Source organism: Achromobacter spanius (assembly GCF_003994415.1).
GTDB lineage: Bacteria > Pseudomonadota > Gammaproteobacteria > Burkholderiales > Burkholderiaceae_B > Achromobacter > Achromobacter spanius_C.
In genome coordinates this window covers 5,769,560-5,787,140 of the sequence record NZ_CP034689.1, presented here as the reverse complement: position 1 = coordinate 5,787,140, position 17,581 = coordinate 5,769,560, and the positions used below count along the sequence as shown (strand labels likewise).

Sequence of the window (17,581 nt, the reverse complement as noted above, 5' to 3'; positions counted from 1 at the left end):
CGGTTGTATTGAGATGTTTTAATTAATAAATAATTTCAGATTAATGTCTCAGGTTGATCGATTGGACACGTTTAGCCATCGTCTGCGCAGCGCAAGAATGCTTCAGGGATGGACTCAAAAGGACTTGGCGGTCGCAAGCAACCTCTCTCAGAGCGCTATCGGCAACTACGAAAGCGGGCAGCGCCTGCAACCCTCCAGTGATGCCCTCATCAAATTGACCCGCGCCTTGCGGGTCAGCCCGATGTGGCTCAGCACCGGAGAAGGTCCGATGCTGAATTCTGGCTACACCGACCCGGCCGCGACGGCCGAAGGCGGTATTTCCCCGCAACCCGCCTGGCCGTTTGAATCGGTGTCGTACGCCACCTATTCACGGTTGAGCTTGCAGGAAAAGCGGCAGATAGAACTGGTGCTGGCCGCCTATATCAAGGCACGCGGCGAATAGTCCCGATGGGCTGCGGCGCGTTTTGGGGCCGCCGGCGGGCATCCGGCGCCGGTATCGGCGCGCCGGCTTGCGGCTTGCTGCGCAGGCGGCTGCGCAAGCGTTCCACGGGGTCGGCGACCAGGCCATTCAACAGGGCTGAAAATCCGATGCTGCCCGCAATCACCAGTGCCGCGAAGAGCGTGGGCTGATGCGTTTCAATGTCGTTGAGCAGCCAGCCGAACACCAGGATCACCAGCGAATGGCAGATATAGATCGGGTAGCTGAGTTCACCGATCGCTTTGTCCAGCCGATGCCGCGATTGGAACAGGAACGCCAGGGGCATCAGCGCGGCGAACAGCAGCACGGCCAACCCGTCACGCACGGTGGGGTTGATGCTGATCGAAAAGTGCAGCAGCGTGTAGGCGAACAGCACGGCAGTCCCTATTTCCGGCAGACGGCTCACGCGTCGGGTCCAGGCCTTGAACAGCGGCAGCAGTACCTGGTGCGACAGCGAGCCGATCAGGAACAGTGCCAACTCGGTGGGAAAGAAGCGGTAGGTCCAGGGGTCGCTCAGCCCAACGCCGGTTGCGATCAGCACACCACGTAGCGCCAGCGAAGCAACCAGCAAAGCCAGCAGCCGGCGCGGCGAACCCAGCACAAAAGGCGCCACCAGATAAAAGCTCATCTCGACGCCCAGGGTCCAGGCCTGTGGCACCAGCAAGCCCTGATACAGCGGCACGTCGCTGTTGGCGAAGCTGCCCGTGAAGGCCAGGGCCGAATGCTGGATGCCGAAGAACATCAGCCAGTCCTGGCCGAAGATGAACACGTTGGACAACAGCAGAAACAGCTCGGCCGAAAAAGGCAGGGCTTCATAGATGCGGAAAAAGGCGCCGCCGCTCAGCACATGGGCGGCAAGCGTCAGCGCCGCCACGGTCAGGTAGATGGGAAACAGCCGCAGGAAGCGATTCGCGTAGAACTTGCCCGTGGCACCCTGGTAATTGTCGGTGGCGGTCAGTACGTACGAAATCAAAAATCCCGAGATCACATAAAACAGTTGCACCGCCAGCCGGCCACCGACCAGATTGTCGGTGTAGCTGCCACCCAGATGATCCAGCACCACTGATAGCGCCAGTAAGGTTCTTAAGAAGCCCATCGCCGTGTCTCCCCGGTAGTCTTGTTGTTTGCGGCCCCCTCGGACCGGACACCTGCGTTGCTTGATGCGTCGGTAATCGACTTGCTTTCCTGTGCTTGCAGGGCGGTCGGCACCCTTATCTGGAATGATTCTGCGCGTCGGCTGAAGCCGCCGCCATGCGGCATTCGATGCAGTTGGCTGCGTCATCGGTGTGAGGCGGCGGACGCGGCTTGCTGCTTTTGGATACCGCTGTAGGGGGGAGATACGAGGACGACACGGGGCTGGCCCGGTTACAGTCGGGGGGTCGAAACCTTCAGGAGCCCTACCCATGCTTACCCATCTGTCTTCGCGTTGTCGGCTGCTATGCCTGAGCCTATTGGCGGCGACCTTGGCGGGGTGCGCGGGGTCCAACGGAGGTGCGCGCCCGCAAGGCGCCGCCGCGGCCAATGCCGCCACCAGCGCGGACTCACTGGCCCAGACCAGTTGGGAACTGGTCCGCTGGGCGCAGCCCGGCGGTGTCTTGCGCGATATTCCCCACGGTGACAACGGCGAACCGGTGCGGCTGACGTTCCTGGCCCAAGGCAAGCAGTACCGCGTCAATGGCTTTGCCGGATGCAACCGCTACATGGGTTCCTACAAGCTGGAAGGCGGCAAGCTGTTCATCAACGCGCCGGCCACCACCCGCATGGCCTGCGTGCCGGCGGAACGCGCCAAACTCGAAGCCGACTACCTGCGCGGGCTGAGCGCCATCGATACCTTCACGCTGGACAGTGGCGGTGCTCCGCGGCACCTGACGTTCAACCTGCGCGGCGGCGACGTGCTGGAATTCGAGCGCCGCCAGGATCCTCCCACCCCCTGATTCCGCGAGGCCGTTCATGCCCTTTATCGCTTCTCTGCGCAGGCTGGCGCCGTGCCTGTTATCCCTGGGCCTGGCCGCCTGCGCCGCACCGCCGTATCGCGCCGCTGACGGGCAGGACCCGCGCTTTCAACCGGCGTCGGCGTCGGACGTGCTGGCACAGACGGGTTGGGACCTGGCTCGCTGGACGCTGCCTGGCGGCGGCCTGCGCAGCATCCCGCATCCGTCATCGAATTCCCGTCCGCTGACGGCCAGCTTCGTCCATGTGCAGGGGGCCCCAATCCTGTCGGGCTTTGCAGGCTGCAACCAGTACAGCGCGCCCTACACGGTGGCCAACGGCCAACTCATCGTGCGTGCGAACCCCGTGGCCACCAGGATGGCCTGCGCTGCGCAGACGATGAAGCTGGAGCAAGACTTCCTGGCTGGCCTGACGCGCATCACCGCAATGTCGCTGGACAACACCAACAACCCGCAGCGCATGACCTGGGTATTGAGCTCGGGCGACACCCTGGACTTCGGCCGTCGCGCGGATCCGTGATGCCCCTCAAGCCGGCGGCGGATGCCTCGTCCGCGCGCCGGGAGCTGAATGCCGTGGTCGAGCAGGAAACCGTCCCCTCATTTGAGCCGGATCAAGCCGTGGCCAGCCTGGCGCCGGGCGGCGCGGCCCGCGCACCGATTACTATTACGGGCTTCGCCGTCCGCTTTTCATCGCTTTGCCATGACTTCCGTTGTCAATATCGCCGCTTATAAATTTGTCTCGCTGGATTCCCTGCCCGACCTGCGCGCCCGCCTGCTCACGGTGGCTGGCGACTGTGCGCTCAAGGGCACCATCCTGCTGGCCGAAGAGGGCATCAACCTGTTTCTGGCGGGCTCGGCAGAGGGTATCGACGCTTTCCTGCAAACGCTGAGCGCCGACCCCCGTTTTGCCGACCTGGAAGTCAAGTTCAGCCACAGCGACGCCGTGCCGTTCCGCAAGCTGTTGGTGAAGATCAAGCGCGAAATCATCCGCATGGACCACCCCACCATCCGCCCCGAAGCGGGCCGTGCGCCCGGCGTGGACGCCAAGACGCTGGCGCGCTGGCTCGCGCAGGGCGCCGACGACGCTGGCCGGCCTGTGGTTATGCTCGACACGCGCAATGCCTTCGAAGTGGACGAAGGCACATTCCATAACGCCATCGACTGGCGCATCGAACGCTTCACGCAGTTTCCCGCCGCCGTCCAGGCGCACCGCGCCGACCTCGAAGGCAAGACCGTCGTCAGCTTCTGCACGGGCGGCATCCGCTGCGAAAAAGCCGCCATCTACATGAACGAGGCGGGCATCCAGAACGTGTACCAATTGGACGGCGGCATCCTCAAGTACTTCGAGGAAACGGGCGGCCCGGGGTATGACGGTAAATGCTTCGTCTTCGACGAACGCCATTCGCTGGATCCGGGGTTGGCGCCTAGTCATCGCTGAATACCATCAGACGATAAAAAACCCGCCGATTGGCGGGTTGTTGCTGGGCTAGCGCATCCCGATCAGCGCACGCGCATGCCGGGCTTGGCGCCGGGGAAGGGTTCCAGCACGTAGATGCCGGCATCCACCGCTTCGTCGGCGTGGCTGGCGGCCAGCACCATGCCTTCGGATACGCCGAACTTCATCTTGCGCGGGGCCAGGTTGGCCACCATGACGGTCAGCTTGCCGATCAGGTCTTCCGGCTTGTAGGCCGATTTGATGCCCGAAAACACGTTGCGATGACGGCCTTCGCCTACGTCCAGCGTCAGGCGCAGCAGCTTGGTCGAGCCTTCGACGTGCTCGCAATTGACGATCTGCGCAATGCGCAGGTCAACGCGGGCGAAATCGTCGATGGAAATGGTCTCGGCCAGCGGTTCGCCGCCGGGCACCACCACCGGGGCGGCGGGCGGTTCGAACAGGTCTTCCAGCATTTGGGGTTCCACGCGCTGCATCAGGTGCTTGAACGGCGCCACGCGTTGCGGCAGCACGGCGGCGTCTGCCCAGGTGAACGGGGCCTGCGCGCCAAACAGCTCAAGCGCCACGCGTTCGGCCAGCGACGGCAGCACCGGGGCCAGCATCACGGACAAGGCCTTGAAACCCGCCAGCGAACGCGAGCAGATGTCTTGCAGCGCCGCCTTTTGCGCGTCGTCAGCGGTGGCCAGGCCCTTGGCCAGCACCCACGGCTGGGCCGTGTCGAACGCCTGGTTGATGCGGTCGGCATAGGCCATGATTTCGCGGATGGCGCGGTTGTATTCGCGGGCTTCGAACGCGGCGCGGATCGATTCGGCCTGTTCGGCGTATTCGGCCGACAGCGCGGCGGTGTCGCCGGAATAGCCCAGCACGCCGTCAAAGTGCTTGGTGATGAAGCTGGCGGCGCGGCTGGCGATGTTGACGTATTTGCCGACCAGGTCACTGTTCACGCGGGCGATGAAATCTTCCGGGTTGAAGTCCACGTCTTCGACGCGGGCATTCAACTTGGCGGCGATGTAATAGCGCATCCACTCGGCGTTCATGCCCAGTTCCAGATAGCGCAGCGGCGAAATACCGGTGCCGCGGCTCTTGGACATTTTTTCGCCGCTGACGGTGATGAAGCCGTGCACATTCACCTGGTCCGGCGTCTTGCGGCCGGCGAACTTCAGCATGGCGGGCCAGAACAGTGCGTGGAAATAGACAATGTCCTTGCCGATGAAGTGGACTTGTTCGGTGCTGCCGCTGGGGTCGAGCAGGGCGTCGAAATCCAGTCCCTTGACCGCGCAATACGACTTCAGCGACGCCAGATAACCGACGGGCGCGTCCAGCCACACGTAGAAGTACTTGCCCGGCGCATCGGGGATTTCAATGCCGAAGTAGGGCGCATCGCGAGAAATGTCCCAGTCGCCCAGCTTGGCCTCGCCGTCTTCGGCGCCGAGCCATTCACGGGTCTTGGCCAGCATTTCGGGCTGCAGGTGCTTGCCGCCGTTGGCATTGGCCCCGGTGGTCCATTGCTGCAGGAATTCCACGCAGCGCGGGTCCGACAACTTGAAGAAAAAGTGGTCGGACGATTTCAGTACGGGCGTGGCGCCGGTCAGGGCCGAATACGGGTTGATGAGCTCGGTGGGCGCATAGACGGCGCCGCACACCTCGCAAGAGTCGCCGTATTGGTCCTTCGCATGGCACTTGGGGCATTCGCCCTTGATGTAGCGGTCGGCCAGGAACATGCCCTTGACCGGGTCGTAGAACTGCTCGACGGAGCGGGTTTCGATCAGGTCCTGGGCACGCAGCGCGCGGTAAATGTCTTGCGACAGCGCGACGTTTTCAGCGGAATCGGTGGAATGCCAGTGGTCGAAACGGATGTGGAAACCGTTCAGGTACTGCGGGCGTTCGGCTGCGTAGCGGGCCACCAGCGCCTGCGGCGTGATGCCTTCTTTTTCGGCCTTCAGCATGATGGGCGCGCCGTGCGCGTCATCCGCACCCACGAAATGCACCGTGTGGCCCGCCATTCGCATCGAACGGACCCAGATATCAGCCTGGATGTATTCCATGATGTGGCCGATGTGGAAGGAGCCGTTGGCGTAGGGCAGCGCTGTGGTGACAAAAAGGGTGCGAGACATGGTTGTCGACAGAGGTGGAAGGAAAAAGGGGATTGGCGGCCATTTTAGGGCAATGGCGAAGTCTTGCCCCTGATGCGCTCCGATAACGACTCAACCCGCCGGTCGCAGGGTTGCGATTCGGGCGGGTTGAAGAGAAGCGGTCAAGAGCAAGCGGCCAGAGCGTAGCGCCGGCGCCTGCGGCATGCAGGCCCCGCGGGCGCATCGTGCAACGGCAAGCTTGCGCCGCGAGCGGCGCAAGCCATTATGCAACGCTGCCGTTAGCGGATTTCGCGGGCTTCGACGTCGATCACATCGCCACGCGGCTGCGTGGCGAAAGGGGCGGCGGCGGACTGGAATGGACCCGGTCGGGCGCCTTGGCGTTGGCTCCAGTAGGCGCGGACGCCGAAAGGTTTGCCACGCACCTTGGCGACCACGTACAGGATCGCCACGGCAAGCGCCGTGGAGAGCATGAAGACCAGCGCCATCGCCATGCCAATCAAGGCCAGGGCGGCGAATAGGACGGCACGGAAGAAGCGGATAAGTGTGTTGGTCATGAAGGTCGGATGCAAAACGCAGCGAAAGGTTCCCGCGTATCCGCTATCCTTTAGGGGATGGCGGCCCGCAAAAGCCGCGCTGCCTACGGAACCATAGTGACATGAGTATAACGATAGAAAATATCCGCGCCGCCCTGCGCGCCGCGCGCGACCCCAACACGGGTTTGGACCTGGGCGTTTCTGTAAAAGATCGTGACATCCAACTGGCGGGCGCCCGCCCCGCCGTGACGCTGGAACTGGGTTATCCCGCCGACGGCGTGCGCGACGACGTCGCCGCCATTGCCGCCGCCGCCCTGGCAGCCGCTGGCGTGCCCGACGCACAAATCACCATTACCTGGAAGGTTGCCGCGCATGCGGTGCAGAAAGGCCTGAAGCCGCTGCCCAATGTGCGCAACATCATTGCGGTTGCATCAGGCAAGGGCGGCGTGGGCAAGAGCACCACCGCCGTCAACCTGGCGCTGGCCCTGGCGGCCGACGGCGCCAGCGTAGGCGTGCTGGATGCCGACATCTACGGCCCCAGCGTGCCGACCATGCTGGGCATTTCCGGCCGCCCCGAAAGCCTGGACAACAAAAGCATGGAACCGCTGACGGGCCATGGCTTGCAGGCCAATTCCATTGGTTTTCTGATCGACGCCGATTCGCCCGCCATCTGGCGCGGCCCCATGGTGACGCAGGCGCTGGAACAATTGCTGCGTCAGACCAACTGGCGCGACCTGGATTACCTGATCGTCGACATGCCTCCCGGCACGGGCGACGTGGCGCTGACGCTGGCGCAGAAGGTGCCGGTGGTGGGCGCGGTGATCGTCACCACGCCGCAGGACGTGGCGCTGCTGGACGCGCGCAAGGGCTTGCGCATGTTCCAGAAGGTGGAGGTGCCGATTCTGGGCGTGGTCGAAAACATGGCCATTCACATTTGCGCGCAGTGCGGGCACGCCGAACATATCTTTGGCGAAGGCGGCGGCCAGCGCATGGCCGAGCAGTACCAGACGCCCTGGCTGGGCAGCCTGCCCTTGACGCTGGCCATCCGCGAACAGACGGATGCCGGCAAACCCACCGTGGTTTCGGACGCGGGCAGCGAAGCCGCCGCGCTGTATCGCGGTATTGCGCGCAAGCTTGCGGCGGGCGTCGCGACGCTTCCGCGCGACATGGCCGGAAAATTCCCGTCCATCGTCGTCCAGCAGCCGACGTGACGCATGCGGTGGGCAGCACGCGCCTTTCTGGCAGGACTCTGCGTGGTGTCGGGCGAGGCCCTGGCCAAGCGCCCGGAAATCATTGTGGACCCGGGGGGCGTGCCCCCGGCCGCGCTGACGGCGATTACCCAGGCGGTTGACGCCATTGCGCGCTTGGCCGAAGACCAGGACGGCGGTGAAATCAACCGGCTGCGTCGGCGCGCGCGCGACGCCACGCTGGCCGCGCTGGCCACGCAGGGGTATTTTTCACCCAAGGTGACGCTGGAAGCCGGCACCGACATCGGCGGGGAAACCTGGGATATCGGCATTGTGCCCGGCAAGCGCACCACCGTTTCGTCCGTGGACCTGAAATTCACGGGCCGCATCACGCGGCCTGAATATGCCCAGCGCGTGCAGAGATTGCGCGACGACTGGCAGCTCAAGGCCGGGCAGCCGTTCATCAACAGCGATTGGAACCGCGCCAAGTCGACCTTGCTGGACGACGTTTCCACGCGCGATTTCATGCTGGCGCGCATGACGGCCTCGCAAGCCGACATCATGGCTGACACGGCCACGGCCGACTTGCACGTCACCATCGACAGCGGCCCCCAGGTCCGCATGGGCGAACTCAACACCGAAGGCCTGAAGCGCGTGCCCGACAAGCTCGTCCAGCGCTACGTGCGCTATTCGGTTGGCGCGGCCTATGACCAGAACCGGCTGGACTCCTGGCAGCAAGACCTGCAATCCACCTCCTTCTTTCGCGGCGCGTTCGTGTCGCTGGAGACACCCGGCAGCGCGCAGTCGCAGGCGAGCGACGTGAATGTCGATCGAGCCCGTGCACCAGGCTCCACCGACCTGGACGCGGCCACGCCGGCGGGCGACCCGTCCGTATCCGGCGCCGTCCCGCCTCCGCCGCCCACCTTTGATTCCGACGGCGAAGTGACCCTGCCGGTGCAGGTGCGCGTGGTCGAAGCGCCGCCCAAGCGCTTCACGGCCTCGATCGGCTTGGACGACGAAGCGGGCGTGCGGGTGGAATCGCTGTACCGGCAGAACGTGGTGTTTGGCCAGCCCGTCACCATGGAAACCGGTTTCGGCGTGGACCGGCTGCGCCAACGCGCCTACGCCGACTTCCTGCTGCCGCCGACCGAACGCGGCTACAAGGATTCAATCGGCGTCCTGGCTGACCATTCCGACATCCAGGGCCTGGAAGTGACGCGCTATGCCCTGGGCGCCACGCGCTTGCAAGAGCGCAAGGGCGCGGGCGACAGTCGGGTCGAATACGAAACCCGTTGGGGCATGTTGCTGGCGCAAGATCACGTAAAAATCGATGGCGGCGACGAATACACCTTGCCCACGCTGACCGCCACGGCCGAATGGCTGCGCCGCGACGTGGACAACAAGTACAACCCGCGCGAGGGCAACTTGATCGCCGTGGGCGGTGGCGTGGGCGTTACGCTGGACACCGGCGAACCCTATACCCGCGCCCGGCTGCGCGCGCAGAAATGGTGGCCCATCGGCAAGCTGGACGTGCTGACGGTACGCGGCGAGGTCGGGCGGGTGTGGTCCAGCAGCAAGGTGCAGGTGCCTGACGACTTTGGCTTTCGCACGGGCGGCGCGCGGTCCATTCGCGGCTACAAGTACCAGAGCATCGGCTTGCAGCGCGACAACGCGGTGGTGGGCGCGCCCACGCTGGTTGTCGGCAGCATCGAATACGACCACTACTTCGATGAGCGCTGGGGCATGGGCGTGTTTTTGGATGCCGGCGATGCCGCGGAGTCGTTTGGCGATATGTCGCTGGCCCTGGGCTACGGCGTGGGTGCGCGGGTGCGCACGCCCGCCGGCCCGCTGTCCCTGGACGTGGCTTACGGTCAGCGCGAGCGCGACCTGCGCCTGCACTTTTCGTTGGGGATCGCGTTTTGAGGATGTTGCGCAAATTTCTGCGCCAGGTGCTGGTGTGGTGGCTGCCCGGCGTGGCGATGCTGCTGTTGTTGGCCAGCGGCTTTCTGTTCTGGCTGGTGGGGTCGCAGAACGGAACCCGACTGCTGTTGACGACGGCTGCCCAACAACTGGACGGCCAGGCGCTGGACGTTCACGGTTCGCTGCTGCGCGGCGTGACCGTGGGCAAGCTGGACCTGGATGTGGGCGGCGGTACGCACATCGACGTCACCGAGCTGCATCTGCGGGTGAATTGGCGCGCGCTGGGCGACCGGCGACTGCATGTGCGGGATGTATCGGCGGGGTCGGTGCGCGTGGCGTTGACGACCCAGGCCGACGCGCCTGCCCCCGAGGATGACGGCGAACCGTTTTCGCTGCCGTCGCTGCCGGTGGATATCGCCGTGGACCGCGTGGCGTTGGGCGACTTCCTCTTGGAGCAGGACGGTCAGCCCTTGCCGGTCACGCTGGGCGACCTGAGCGCCACGTTCGCGGCCGGCAAGCAGGGCGCGCAGTTGCGCATTGCTTCATTGCGCGTCGGCCACGAAATGGGCGAGGCGCAGGTCTCGGGCGAGGCCGAGCTTCAAGGCATGGCGGACCCCTGGCCCTTCGCCGCGCGCCTGGATGTGACCGCGCGCGGATCTGGCCCCGAATCCCCCTTGTGCCAGGCGGACAAATTAAGCGGCATGGTGGCCGCAAGCCAGACGGCAAGCGGCGAGCAGGCCGATGCCAAGTCGCCCAAGTCACCGCCCGACCCCAAAGCCAAGCCCGACCCCAAGCGCCAGGCCGACGCCAAGACCGGGGCGGCGGCATCCGCCAAGGGCGAGGCCAAGCCTGCCGACTCGTCCCGGTTGGCAGGCCCGCCGCCGCCCGCCTGCCAAGTCATGTTGCGCGCCGATGCCGCCGGGTCGATGGATGGTATCCAGGCCAAGCTGGATGGCGACGGCTCCGGCTTGCTGCTGAACGTGGTGGCCGACCTGGCGCCGCGCACGGCGTTGGTGTTGCGCAGCGCGCGGGTCAACGTCCAACTGCCCGATAAATCGGCCTTGGCCGCGCAATTGGACCTGCAATCCAACCCGGCGCAGCAGGTGGCGGGCCGCGACCGCATCGCGGGCACCATCAGCGCGCAGCGCCTGGATTTGGCGCCCTGGCTGGGCGAGTCCATTCCGCCAGCCGTGCTGACCGTACGCGGCGACGTGCAGGCCGATATCGAAAACCTGAGCCAGTTGCGTCACGCCGCCGTTGATCTGCGCTTTGAAGACGGCACCCGCTGGAACAAGCAGCCTCTGACAGGCAGCGTCAAGGCGCAAGTGGATATTGCCGCGGCAGCGCCCGCCACCACCCCGTCACCCACCGCTGACCCGCTGGCCGGGCTGCGCATTCACGGCCTGGACGTGGATCTGAAACTGGGCCGCAACCGCATTCAGGCATCGGGAGAGATGGACGCCAATGACGGCGCCCTGACCTTGGACGCGCAAGCCCCGCAGTTGGACGCTTTCTGGCCCGGCATCCCCGGTGGCGCGGAACTCAAGGGCAAATTAGCCGGCACCGTGGCCGCGCATCGCGGCGAACTGAGCGCTGGCTATACGCCCGCCAAACCGCGCGCCGGTGTCCTGGGCCAAGCGCCCGTCAGGGCCAATATCGTCTTTGCCGGTGGCTGGGGCAAAGGCCCGGCGGGCCAGCCCGACTCGGCGCTGGTTGGCTGGCGCGGCACGTTTTCCCGGCTGACGGCTGATACCGCCGGCTTCACCGTGGCGGCTGACCGCCCCGTGTCCTTGGCCTATCTGCCCTCGGCTGTACACCCGCAATGGCAATGGCAGGTCGGGCAGACCGTGCTTGGCATCACCTTGCCGGGCAAGGAGCGGCTGACCTTGGCGCATCAGGGATCGCGCGGGGGCGGCAAGCGCTGGGAAACCGCCGGCCAGGCCGACAACCTGGTCATTACCGCCGCCATGGCCCGCCAGCTGATAGGCGCCATCGACCCTGATGCCGCCAGCAAGCTGGGCAAGGGGCCCGCTCGCGTGAACGCCATGGTGCCCGAGGGCCAGCGCCGCATCGCGCTGGATGTGCTTTGGGACCTTGAATTCGACGGCAGGCTGGCCGGCAAGGCCCGCATCGCTCGTCGCGAAGGGGACCTGTTGATTCCCGGCGACCCGCCCATCCCGCTGGGTTTGAAGGCATTGGTGCTGGACCTGACCGCCACGCCTACGTCGCCGAATGCCAGCCGTCTGGATGCCAGGCTTAATCTGGCCACCAACAAGATGGGCACCGTCAATGGCACCGGCACGGCGGTGCTGCGCATGGACGCCAAGGGCGGCATGGCGCTGGACGAGCGCCAAGCCCTGCGCGCCAAGCTTGACGCCGATATTGCCGACCTGGCCTGGGTCAGTCTTTTCGTGGGTGACACCATGGAAGTGGGCGGGGCGGTCAAGGCCAACATCGACGTCCAGGGCACGCTGGCCGGCAAGTGGTCGGCCACCGGCAACATCCGTGGCGACAAGCTGCGCGTGGTGCGCATTGATGACGGCGTGCGCCTCGTTGACGGCACGCTGGCGGCGCGGCTGGATGGCCAGCGGCTGGTGCTGGACAGCCTGCGGTTTCCGGCGGCGCTGCGCGTGATGCCGGCCGAATGGCGCACCAAGGAATGGATCACGACCAACCCCGGCGCCAAGGGCGGATACGCCGAGGCCAGCGGTCAATGGAACATCATGGACGGCGGCGGCAACATCAAGTTGACGCTGTATCGCTTCCCGGCGCTGCAACGCTCGGACCGCTACGCCATGGTCTCGGGCACCATCAACCTGACGGCGGCCATGCCGCGCATCGATATCGTGGGCGACCTGAAAGCCGACGCCGGCTGGTTCAGCCTGGAAATCCTGCAGGGCGTGCCGTCGCTGGACGACGATGTGAAAGTCATCCGTGCCGGCGAGGACAGCGCCACGGTGTCCACGCCGCTGCAAACCAGCATGAATCTGAAGTTCGACATGGGACCGCGCTTCTACATCACCGGCATGGGGCTGGACGCCGGCCTGCTCGGCTCTATCCAGATCCTGCTGAACGATGGCCGCTTGACGGGCGTGGGCGCCTTGCGCACGCGGGGTGGCGGCATCGAGGCCTATGGCCAGAAGCTGCGGCTAACCCGTGGCACCCTGACGTTCCAAGGCCGGCTGGACAACCCGATACTGGATATCGAGGCGCTGCGCACGGGCGAACAGGTGGAAGCCGGCGTCAAGGTGGTGGGCACCGCCCAGCGTCCGCGCATCGACCTGGTGTCCTACCCCGAAGTCAGCGACGTGGAAAAGCTGTCGTGGCTGCTGCTGGGTCGGGGGCCCGACGAAAGCGGCAGTGACGCGGCCCTGCTGGTGTCGGTGGGTACCGCGCTGCTGGGAGGCGGGCAGCCGTTCTACAAGCAGTTCGGGCTGGACGACGTCAGCGTGCGCACCGGCAACATCGGCAGTTCAGGCAGCATCCTGCCCGACCGCACCGTGGCGGGCAACGTGAACCGGGACAGCAACAGCCAGTTGGCCACCCAGTTCCTGGTGGCCAGCAAATCGTTCGCCAACGGCATTACGCTGAGCGTCGAACAGGGGCTGGCGGGCAGCGATACCGTGGGCCGGGCCAGTTACCGGCTGGCGCGCGGGCTGTCGGTGGACCTGAAGGGCGGATCAGTGAACGGTATTGCCCTGGTCTACCGGACGTTCTGGGGGAACTGAGTAAAATGGCCCCCACTTCACCCCTTTAGCACCATTGCCACCATGAGCATCAAAAGCGACCGCTGGATCCGCCGCCAGGCCGACGCCGGCATGATCGAACCCTTTGAACCGGGCCAGGTCCGCACGGCCAATGGCGGGCGCATCGTCAGCTACGGCACCAGCAGCTACGGCTACGACGTGCGTTGCGCCGACGAATTCAAGATCTTCACCAACATCAATTCCACCATCGTCGATCCCAAGAATTTCGACGAGGGCTCATTCGTGGACTTCAAGGGTGATGTCTGCATCATCCCGCCGAACTCCTTTGCCCTGGCCCGCACGGTGGAATACTTCCGCATTCCGCGCAGTGTCCTGACCATCTGCCTGGGCAAGAGCACCTACGCGCGTTGCGGCATCATCGTCAACGTGACGCCGCTGGAACCCGAATGGGAAGGCCACGTCACGCTGGAATTCTCGAACACCACGCCGCTGCCCGCCAAGATCTACGCCGGCGAAGGCTGCGCGCAAATGCTGTTCCTGGAAAGCGACGAAGTCTGCGAGACCTCGTACAAGGATCGTGGCGGCAAGTACCAGGGGCAGCGCGGCGTAACCTTGCCGCGTACCTGATGGGCGGCGCTGACGAATCAAGCCTGATTCTTCAGCGCGTTTGCCCGCCCACCGGGCGCAGGTATGCAATATCCCATTCGGTCTCGCCAGCCTGAACGAAGCCGTGCCGACGATAGAAGCGGTTGGCGTCGCTACCCCGTAGCGCGCCCACGCTGACCGGCAACCCTTGGCGGTCGGCGTCTGCCAGAATGCCTTGCAGGACGCGGCCGCCCAGGCTCTGGCCCTGCGCGGCGGGCACCACATACAGGTGGTCCAGCCGCAAACCCTGGCCATCCGACCGCAGGGCATAGAACCCCAGCCGTTGTCCGCCCCGTTCAATCCACCAGGTGCAGTCCGGGTGGAAATTGTCGCGTAGCCGCGCGCGCGCCCGGTCGGCGTCAAAGCGGCCCACCCGTTCCAGGCTGTCGCGCATGGCCGCGACGCGTATGTCCGCCAGCGCATCGAAATCCGCCGCCGCGACGGGCGTGATCCGCACGTCGGTGTCTTCCGCCAGTTCGTCATAGCCCCGGCCCAGGAATTGCAGGATGCAAATGCCATGGCCGTAAGGGTCGCTAAGGTGTGCGATGCGGCCCCACGCGTGGGTGGCCGCGGGGTCTTCCAGACGCGCTCCGGCGGCCACGGCCTGATCAACAGCGCGGTCCACGTCCGGCACCACCACGTCCAGATGCACGGGTGTCCAGTGGCGCGCGTAGTCCCGCCATTGCGGCACGGCGCTGGTGGCGCGCGTGCCCGCGGCTTTCTCAAGCAGGTAGATGGGGGCGCTGGCGCCGAGCATTTCCGCCGCTTTCGGCCCCAGTCGTCGGTGCAGCGTCAGGCCGAAAGCGCGCTGATAGAAGTCAAGCGCATGCTCGAGATCGGGCACATCGATATTGATAAGAAGCTGCATGGGGCGTTCCGGAGTCAGGCGGTTGAAAACCATATCACGCGGAGGGATCGGCGGCGGTGTTGGGTCGGATGCGCTAAAGAACCCACGCCCGCGACCGTAAAAAGAATATGTGTGTTTGCCGATTTGGCGACGTCATCTCTGCAAGCTGAGCAAGGCCCCGACCCCCGTGCGTTACCCCCATATTCCCTGGCTGCCCCTGTTGTTTTACCCCGCGCTGCCAGTGGCCGCCGCGGTTGCGCTCTTGTTGTGGCGGGAATGGCCGCCGGCGCTCACATTGATCGTGCCGTTCGTGCCCTGGGTGATGGCGCTGATTGGCGCGGCGATCTGCCTGATGTACCAGCGCTCGCAAACCCTGGCGCTGATGCTGTGCGTACTGGCCGCCACCGTGATGTGGCCAACGCTGGCGCGTGAAGCGCCCTGGGCGCTGGGGCCCGCGCTGGCCTGGTGGGCGGTGGCTTACACCATCAACGCGCTGTGGGCGGAACGTTCCAGCATGCTGCTGGACCTGGCCTTGCGTGTTGGCCTGATTGCCATCGGCGTGGCCGGCATTGCTCTGATCGGCAAGGACGGCCTGGTGGAAGTGTTTGGCACCCTGGCCGTGCAAGGCAAGCTGGCGCGCCTGGGCGTGCCGATCGAAGCGCTGGTGGCGCTGCTGGGCACCGGCCTGACGCTGACTTTGCTGCTGTTGCGTTACGGGCGTCCGCAGCAGGCGGGGCAGTGGCTCGGTTTCGTGTGCATGGCATGGGTGTTGCCGCGCGGCGAGCATCACCCGATTGAACTTGCCCTGATGTCGTCCGCGGCGCTCACCGCGCTGTGCATTTCGCTGGCGCACGAAGGTTTTCACATGGCCTTTCGCGACGAGCTGACCGGCCTGCCGGGGCGGCGCGCGCTGAACGAGCGCTTGCAGCGCATGGGCCGCGTGTACACGCTGGCGATGGCCGATGTGGACCATTTCAAGGCGTTCAACGACACCCATGGCCACGACGTGGGCGATCAGGTGCTGCGCATGGTGGCCTCGCAATTGCGGCGCGTGCCGGGCGGCGGCCAGGCCTATCGCTATGGCGGCGAAGAATTCACGCTGGTGTTTCCCGGCAAGACGGCGGCCGAAAGCATGCCGCATCTGGAAGCGGTCAGACGGGCCATCGAGGCGTATCAGATGCGTTTGCGGGATAAGCCGGCGCGGCCCAAGGCGGACCAGCTCGGCCAGCGTCGGCGCGGTGCGCGTGGTGGACGCAATGCGCGACCGATGCGTGTCACCGTCAGCATCGGCGTGGCCGAGCGGGGCGACGCCTTGCGCGCGCCCGAAGCGGTGATCAAGGCGGCCGACCAGGCGCTGTACAAAGCCAAGGATGGCGGTCGCAATCAGGTGTGCGCCTATGGCGCGCGGCGGCGCGGTTCGGCGGCCTGACTGGGGCGGTCGGATCTAACGGCGCCTGACCCCTCGCCCTGGGCCGAGCGGGCTACTTGCCGTCGAGCGGCAGCGCCATCAAGGTCTCGTCGTACAACTGGCCGTTCACGCACAGGGATTCGCGCTCCTTGCCGTATTCCTCGAATCCCAGGCTGGCATACAGCGATGCTGCCGCCGCGTTGTTGGCGGTGACGCTCAACTGCACCTGGCGGATGCCACGCATGGTGCGTGCGTGTGCAATGGCGGCTTGCATCAGCAAACGGCCCAAGCCACGGCCGCGCTGCGCGGGCGCCACGTACATGCTCCAGATGTGCGCCTTGTGGCGCATCTTCAACTTGCGCTGGCGGCCCACGCCCACGATGCCCACCAGCGACTCATCGTCGAATACTCCGAACATCGCGCCATCGTTCTGCGGCGCTATCCACGCCTGGATATCTTCCAGTGTCAGCGTGTGTTCCTCTTCGTAACTTGATCCGAAAGATTCGGGCGTTTCAATCAGCGCATCCAGGCGCAGGCGTCGTAAAGACGGGGCATCCGGGGTGGTCAGGCGTCTGACTAGCGTTGGGTTCATGGGCGTCAAGTGTTGGGAATAGGAAACGTTGGCGGGCTTTGCGGGGCAGTATAGGCAAAGCCGCCGCCTATAATCGGGCTATTGCCGCTTGCGGTTTTCACAAAGGAGCCAACGATGTTCGGTTTCCTCAAGATAAACCAGGACGCCAATCTCGACGAAGTGCAGGATGCGTTTGTCGAGCGAGTGGCGGACGCCGCGCAACACTTTGTAGACGTCGCCGAATCCACCGGCGTCGTGCTGGACTACTCCCTGTCCAGCGTCCATGCGCTTGATGACGCGCTAGAGGCCGCCCACCTGGGCAGCCTGCCCCTGACCCCCATGCAGACCGTCGGCGCCGCCGCCTACCTTTACGAGGTGGGTCGCCGCGCGCACGGCGGCTTGTATGAGGTCTGCGACGACGACGATCCGGTCGTGCTTGTCTGCGGCGACCCCGGGGCCGAAGTCTGTTTTGGCGCCATCGCCAAGGTCGAGCGCCGCATCCGGGACGGGGCCGCCGAGTCCATCCCCGCCTATTTCGAGCTGTTCACCTCGGCCCTGCGGGCTGGTGAAGCTCGTACCATCCGGTAGGTTTTTTCCCCGGCAACCGTTGCCGCCGAGCCGAAAGCCAGCGCTTTTGGCGCGATGACAACGGCTGTTCGGCCCATCTGGGGATTTCCCGTAGGACTGAAAGAAAAACGGCCCTACAATTCGGCCATTCCCGCCTGTCGGCGGGGGCTCGCGCCGTCTGTCATCAGCCGGATTTTTACTAGCAGTACACTCGCGCCGCGTT

General features: G+C 65.2%; 16 protein-coding genes. 11 read left to right on the top strand and 5 right to left on the bottom strand.

The genetic code is table 11. The features are described 5' to 3' along the window. Positions 1-43 precede the first annotated feature (43 nt). Positions 44-442, top strand: coding sequence for a helix-turn-helix domain-containing protein (locus ELS24_RS26455; RefSeq protein ID WP_083447531.1), 399 nt, complete (start codon positions 44-46; stop codon positions 440-442). On the opposite strand, the gene ELS24_RS26450 is transcribed toward ELS24_RS26455, so the two are convergent. Continuing rightward, positions 423-1,574: an acyltransferase family protein gene (locus tag ELS24_RS26450; protein WP_127185810.1), complete on the bottom strand. Its 1,152-nt coding sequence runs from the start codon at positions 1,572-1,574 to the stop codon at positions 423-425. The two genes, ELS24_RS26455 and ELS24_RS26450, sit on opposite strands and share 20 nt — an antisense overlap. A 307-nt stretch (positions 1,575-1,881) precedes the next feature. Here ELS24_RS26450 and ELS24_RS26445 point away from each other — a divergent pair, with 307 nt between their 5' ends. From ELS24_RS26445 to ELS24_RS26435, 4 genes are read left to right on the top strand one after another with little or no spacing between them, the layout of a single operon-like run. Then, positions 1,882-2,412 carry an META domain-containing protein gene (locus ELS24_RS26445; protein ID WP_050449443.1) on the top strand — a complete coding sequence of 177 codons (531 nt, stop codon included), beginning with the start codon at positions 1,882-1,884 and terminating at the stop codon, positions 2,410-2,412. Between the two features lie 16 nt (positions 2,413-2,428). Then, on the top strand, positions 2,429-2,947 hold the full coding sequence (locus ELS24_RS26440; protein WP_050449444.1) for an META domain-containing protein: 519 nt from the start codon (positions 2,429-2,431) through the stop codon (positions 2,945-2,947). Continuing rightward, positions 2,947-3,159 carry a hypothetical protein gene (locus ELS24_RS31015; protein WP_157055504.1) on the top strand — a complete coding sequence of 71 codons (213 nt, stop codon included), beginning with the start codon at positions 2,947-2,949 and terminating at the stop codon, positions 3,157-3,159. Before ELS24_RS26440 ends, ELS24_RS31015 begins: the two co-directional genes overlap by 1 nt. Continuing rightward, the gene (locus ELS24_RS26435; RefSeq protein WP_127185809.1) at positions 3,128-3,865 is read left to right on the top strand and encodes a sulfurtransferase; all 738 of its coding nucleotides are present in this window, start codon (positions 3,128-3,130) and stop codon (positions 3,863-3,865) included. Before ELS24_RS31015 ends, ELS24_RS26435 begins: the two co-directional genes overlap by 32 nt. A 62-nt stretch (positions 3,866-3,927) precedes the next feature. On the opposite strand, the gene metG is transcribed toward ELS24_RS26435, so the two are convergent. Together metG and ELS24_RS26425 are read right to left on the bottom strand one after the other, a co-directional pair. Then, positions 3,928-5,994 (bottom strand): methionine--tRNA ligase, encoded by a 2,067-nt coding sequence (gene metG / locus ELS24_RS26430; protein WP_050448105.1) that lies wholly within the window; start codon positions 5,992-5,994, stop codon positions 3,928-3,930. A 257-nt stretch (positions 5,995-6,251) separates the two neighbouring features. After that, positions 6,252-6,527 carry a hypothetical protein gene (locus ELS24_RS26425; protein WP_127185808.1) on the bottom strand — a complete coding sequence of 92 codons (276 nt, stop codon included), beginning with the start codon at positions 6,525-6,527 and terminating at the stop codon, positions 6,252-6,254. 101 nt (positions 6,528-6,628) lie between these two features. On the opposite strand from ELS24_RS26425, the gene apbC reads away from it, so the two are divergent. Genes apbC through dcd form a run of 4 tightly spaced genes read left to right on the top strand, consistent with a single transcriptional unit; the run spans position 6,629 to position 13,947 of the window. Next, positions 6,629-7,717 carry an iron-sulfur cluster carrier protein ApbC gene (gene apbC / locus ELS24_RS26420; protein ID WP_127185807.1) on the top strand — a complete coding sequence of 363 codons (1,089 nt, stop codon included), beginning with the start codon at positions 6,629-6,631 and terminating at the stop codon, positions 7,715-7,717. Between the two features lie 3 nt (positions 7,718-7,720). Then, complete coding sequence (locus tag ELS24_RS26415) at positions 7,721-9,616, top strand: autotransporter assembly complex protein TamA (RefSeq protein ID WP_050448103.1); 1,896 nt, start codon at positions 7,721-7,723, stop codon at positions 9,614-9,616. After that, positions 9,613-13,341, top strand: a complete 3,729-nt coding sequence (locus tag ELS24_RS26410) for a translocation/assembly module TamB domain-containing protein (RefSeq protein ID WP_127185806.1) — start codon at positions 9,613-9,615, stop codon at positions 13,339-13,341. Before ELS24_RS26415 ends, ELS24_RS26410 begins: the two co-directional genes overlap by 4 nt. 42 nt (positions 13,342-13,383) lie before the next feature. Then, positions 13,384-13,947 carry a dCTP deaminase gene (gene dcd / locus ELS24_RS26405; RefSeq protein WP_050448101.1) on the top strand — a complete coding sequence of 188 codons (564 nt, stop codon included), beginning with the start codon at positions 13,384-13,386 and terminating at the stop codon, positions 13,945-13,947. 31 nt (positions 13,948-13,978) lie between these two features. On the opposite strand, the gene ELS24_RS26400 is transcribed toward dcd, so the two are convergent. Further along, positions 13,979-14,833 carry a GNAT family N-acetyltransferase gene (locus tag ELS24_RS26400; RefSeq protein WP_127185805.1) on the bottom strand — a complete coding sequence of 285 codons (855 nt, stop codon included), beginning with the start codon at positions 14,831-14,833 and terminating at the stop codon, positions 13,979-13,981. A gap of 166 nt (positions 14,834-14,999) precedes the next feature. Here ELS24_RS26400 and ELS24_RS26395 point away from each other — a divergent pair, with 166 nt between their 5' ends. Further along, the gene (locus ELS24_RS26395; RefSeq protein WP_050448100.1) at positions 15,000-16,241 is read left to right on the top strand and encodes a GGDEF domain-containing protein; all 1,242 of its coding nucleotides are present in this window, start codon (positions 15,000-15,002) and stop codon (positions 16,239-16,241) included. A 52-nt stretch (positions 16,242-16,293) separates the two neighbouring features. Here ELS24_RS26395 and ELS24_RS26390 read toward each other — a convergent pair whose 3' ends face one another. After that, positions 16,294-16,812 carry a GNAT family N-acetyltransferase gene (locus ELS24_RS26390; RefSeq protein ID WP_050448112.1) on the bottom strand — a complete coding sequence of 173 codons (519 nt, stop codon included), beginning with the start codon at positions 16,810-16,812 and terminating at the stop codon, positions 16,294-16,296. Positions 16,813-16,926: 114 nt separating this feature from the next. Here ELS24_RS26390 and ELS24_RS26385 point away from each other — a divergent pair, with 114 nt between their 5' ends. Further along, positions 16,927-17,379, top strand: coding sequence for a hypothetical protein (locus ELS24_RS26385; RefSeq protein WP_050448099.1), 453 nt, complete (start codon positions 16,927-16,929; stop codon positions 17,377-17,379). Positions 17,380-17,581 lie beyond the last annotated feature (202 nt).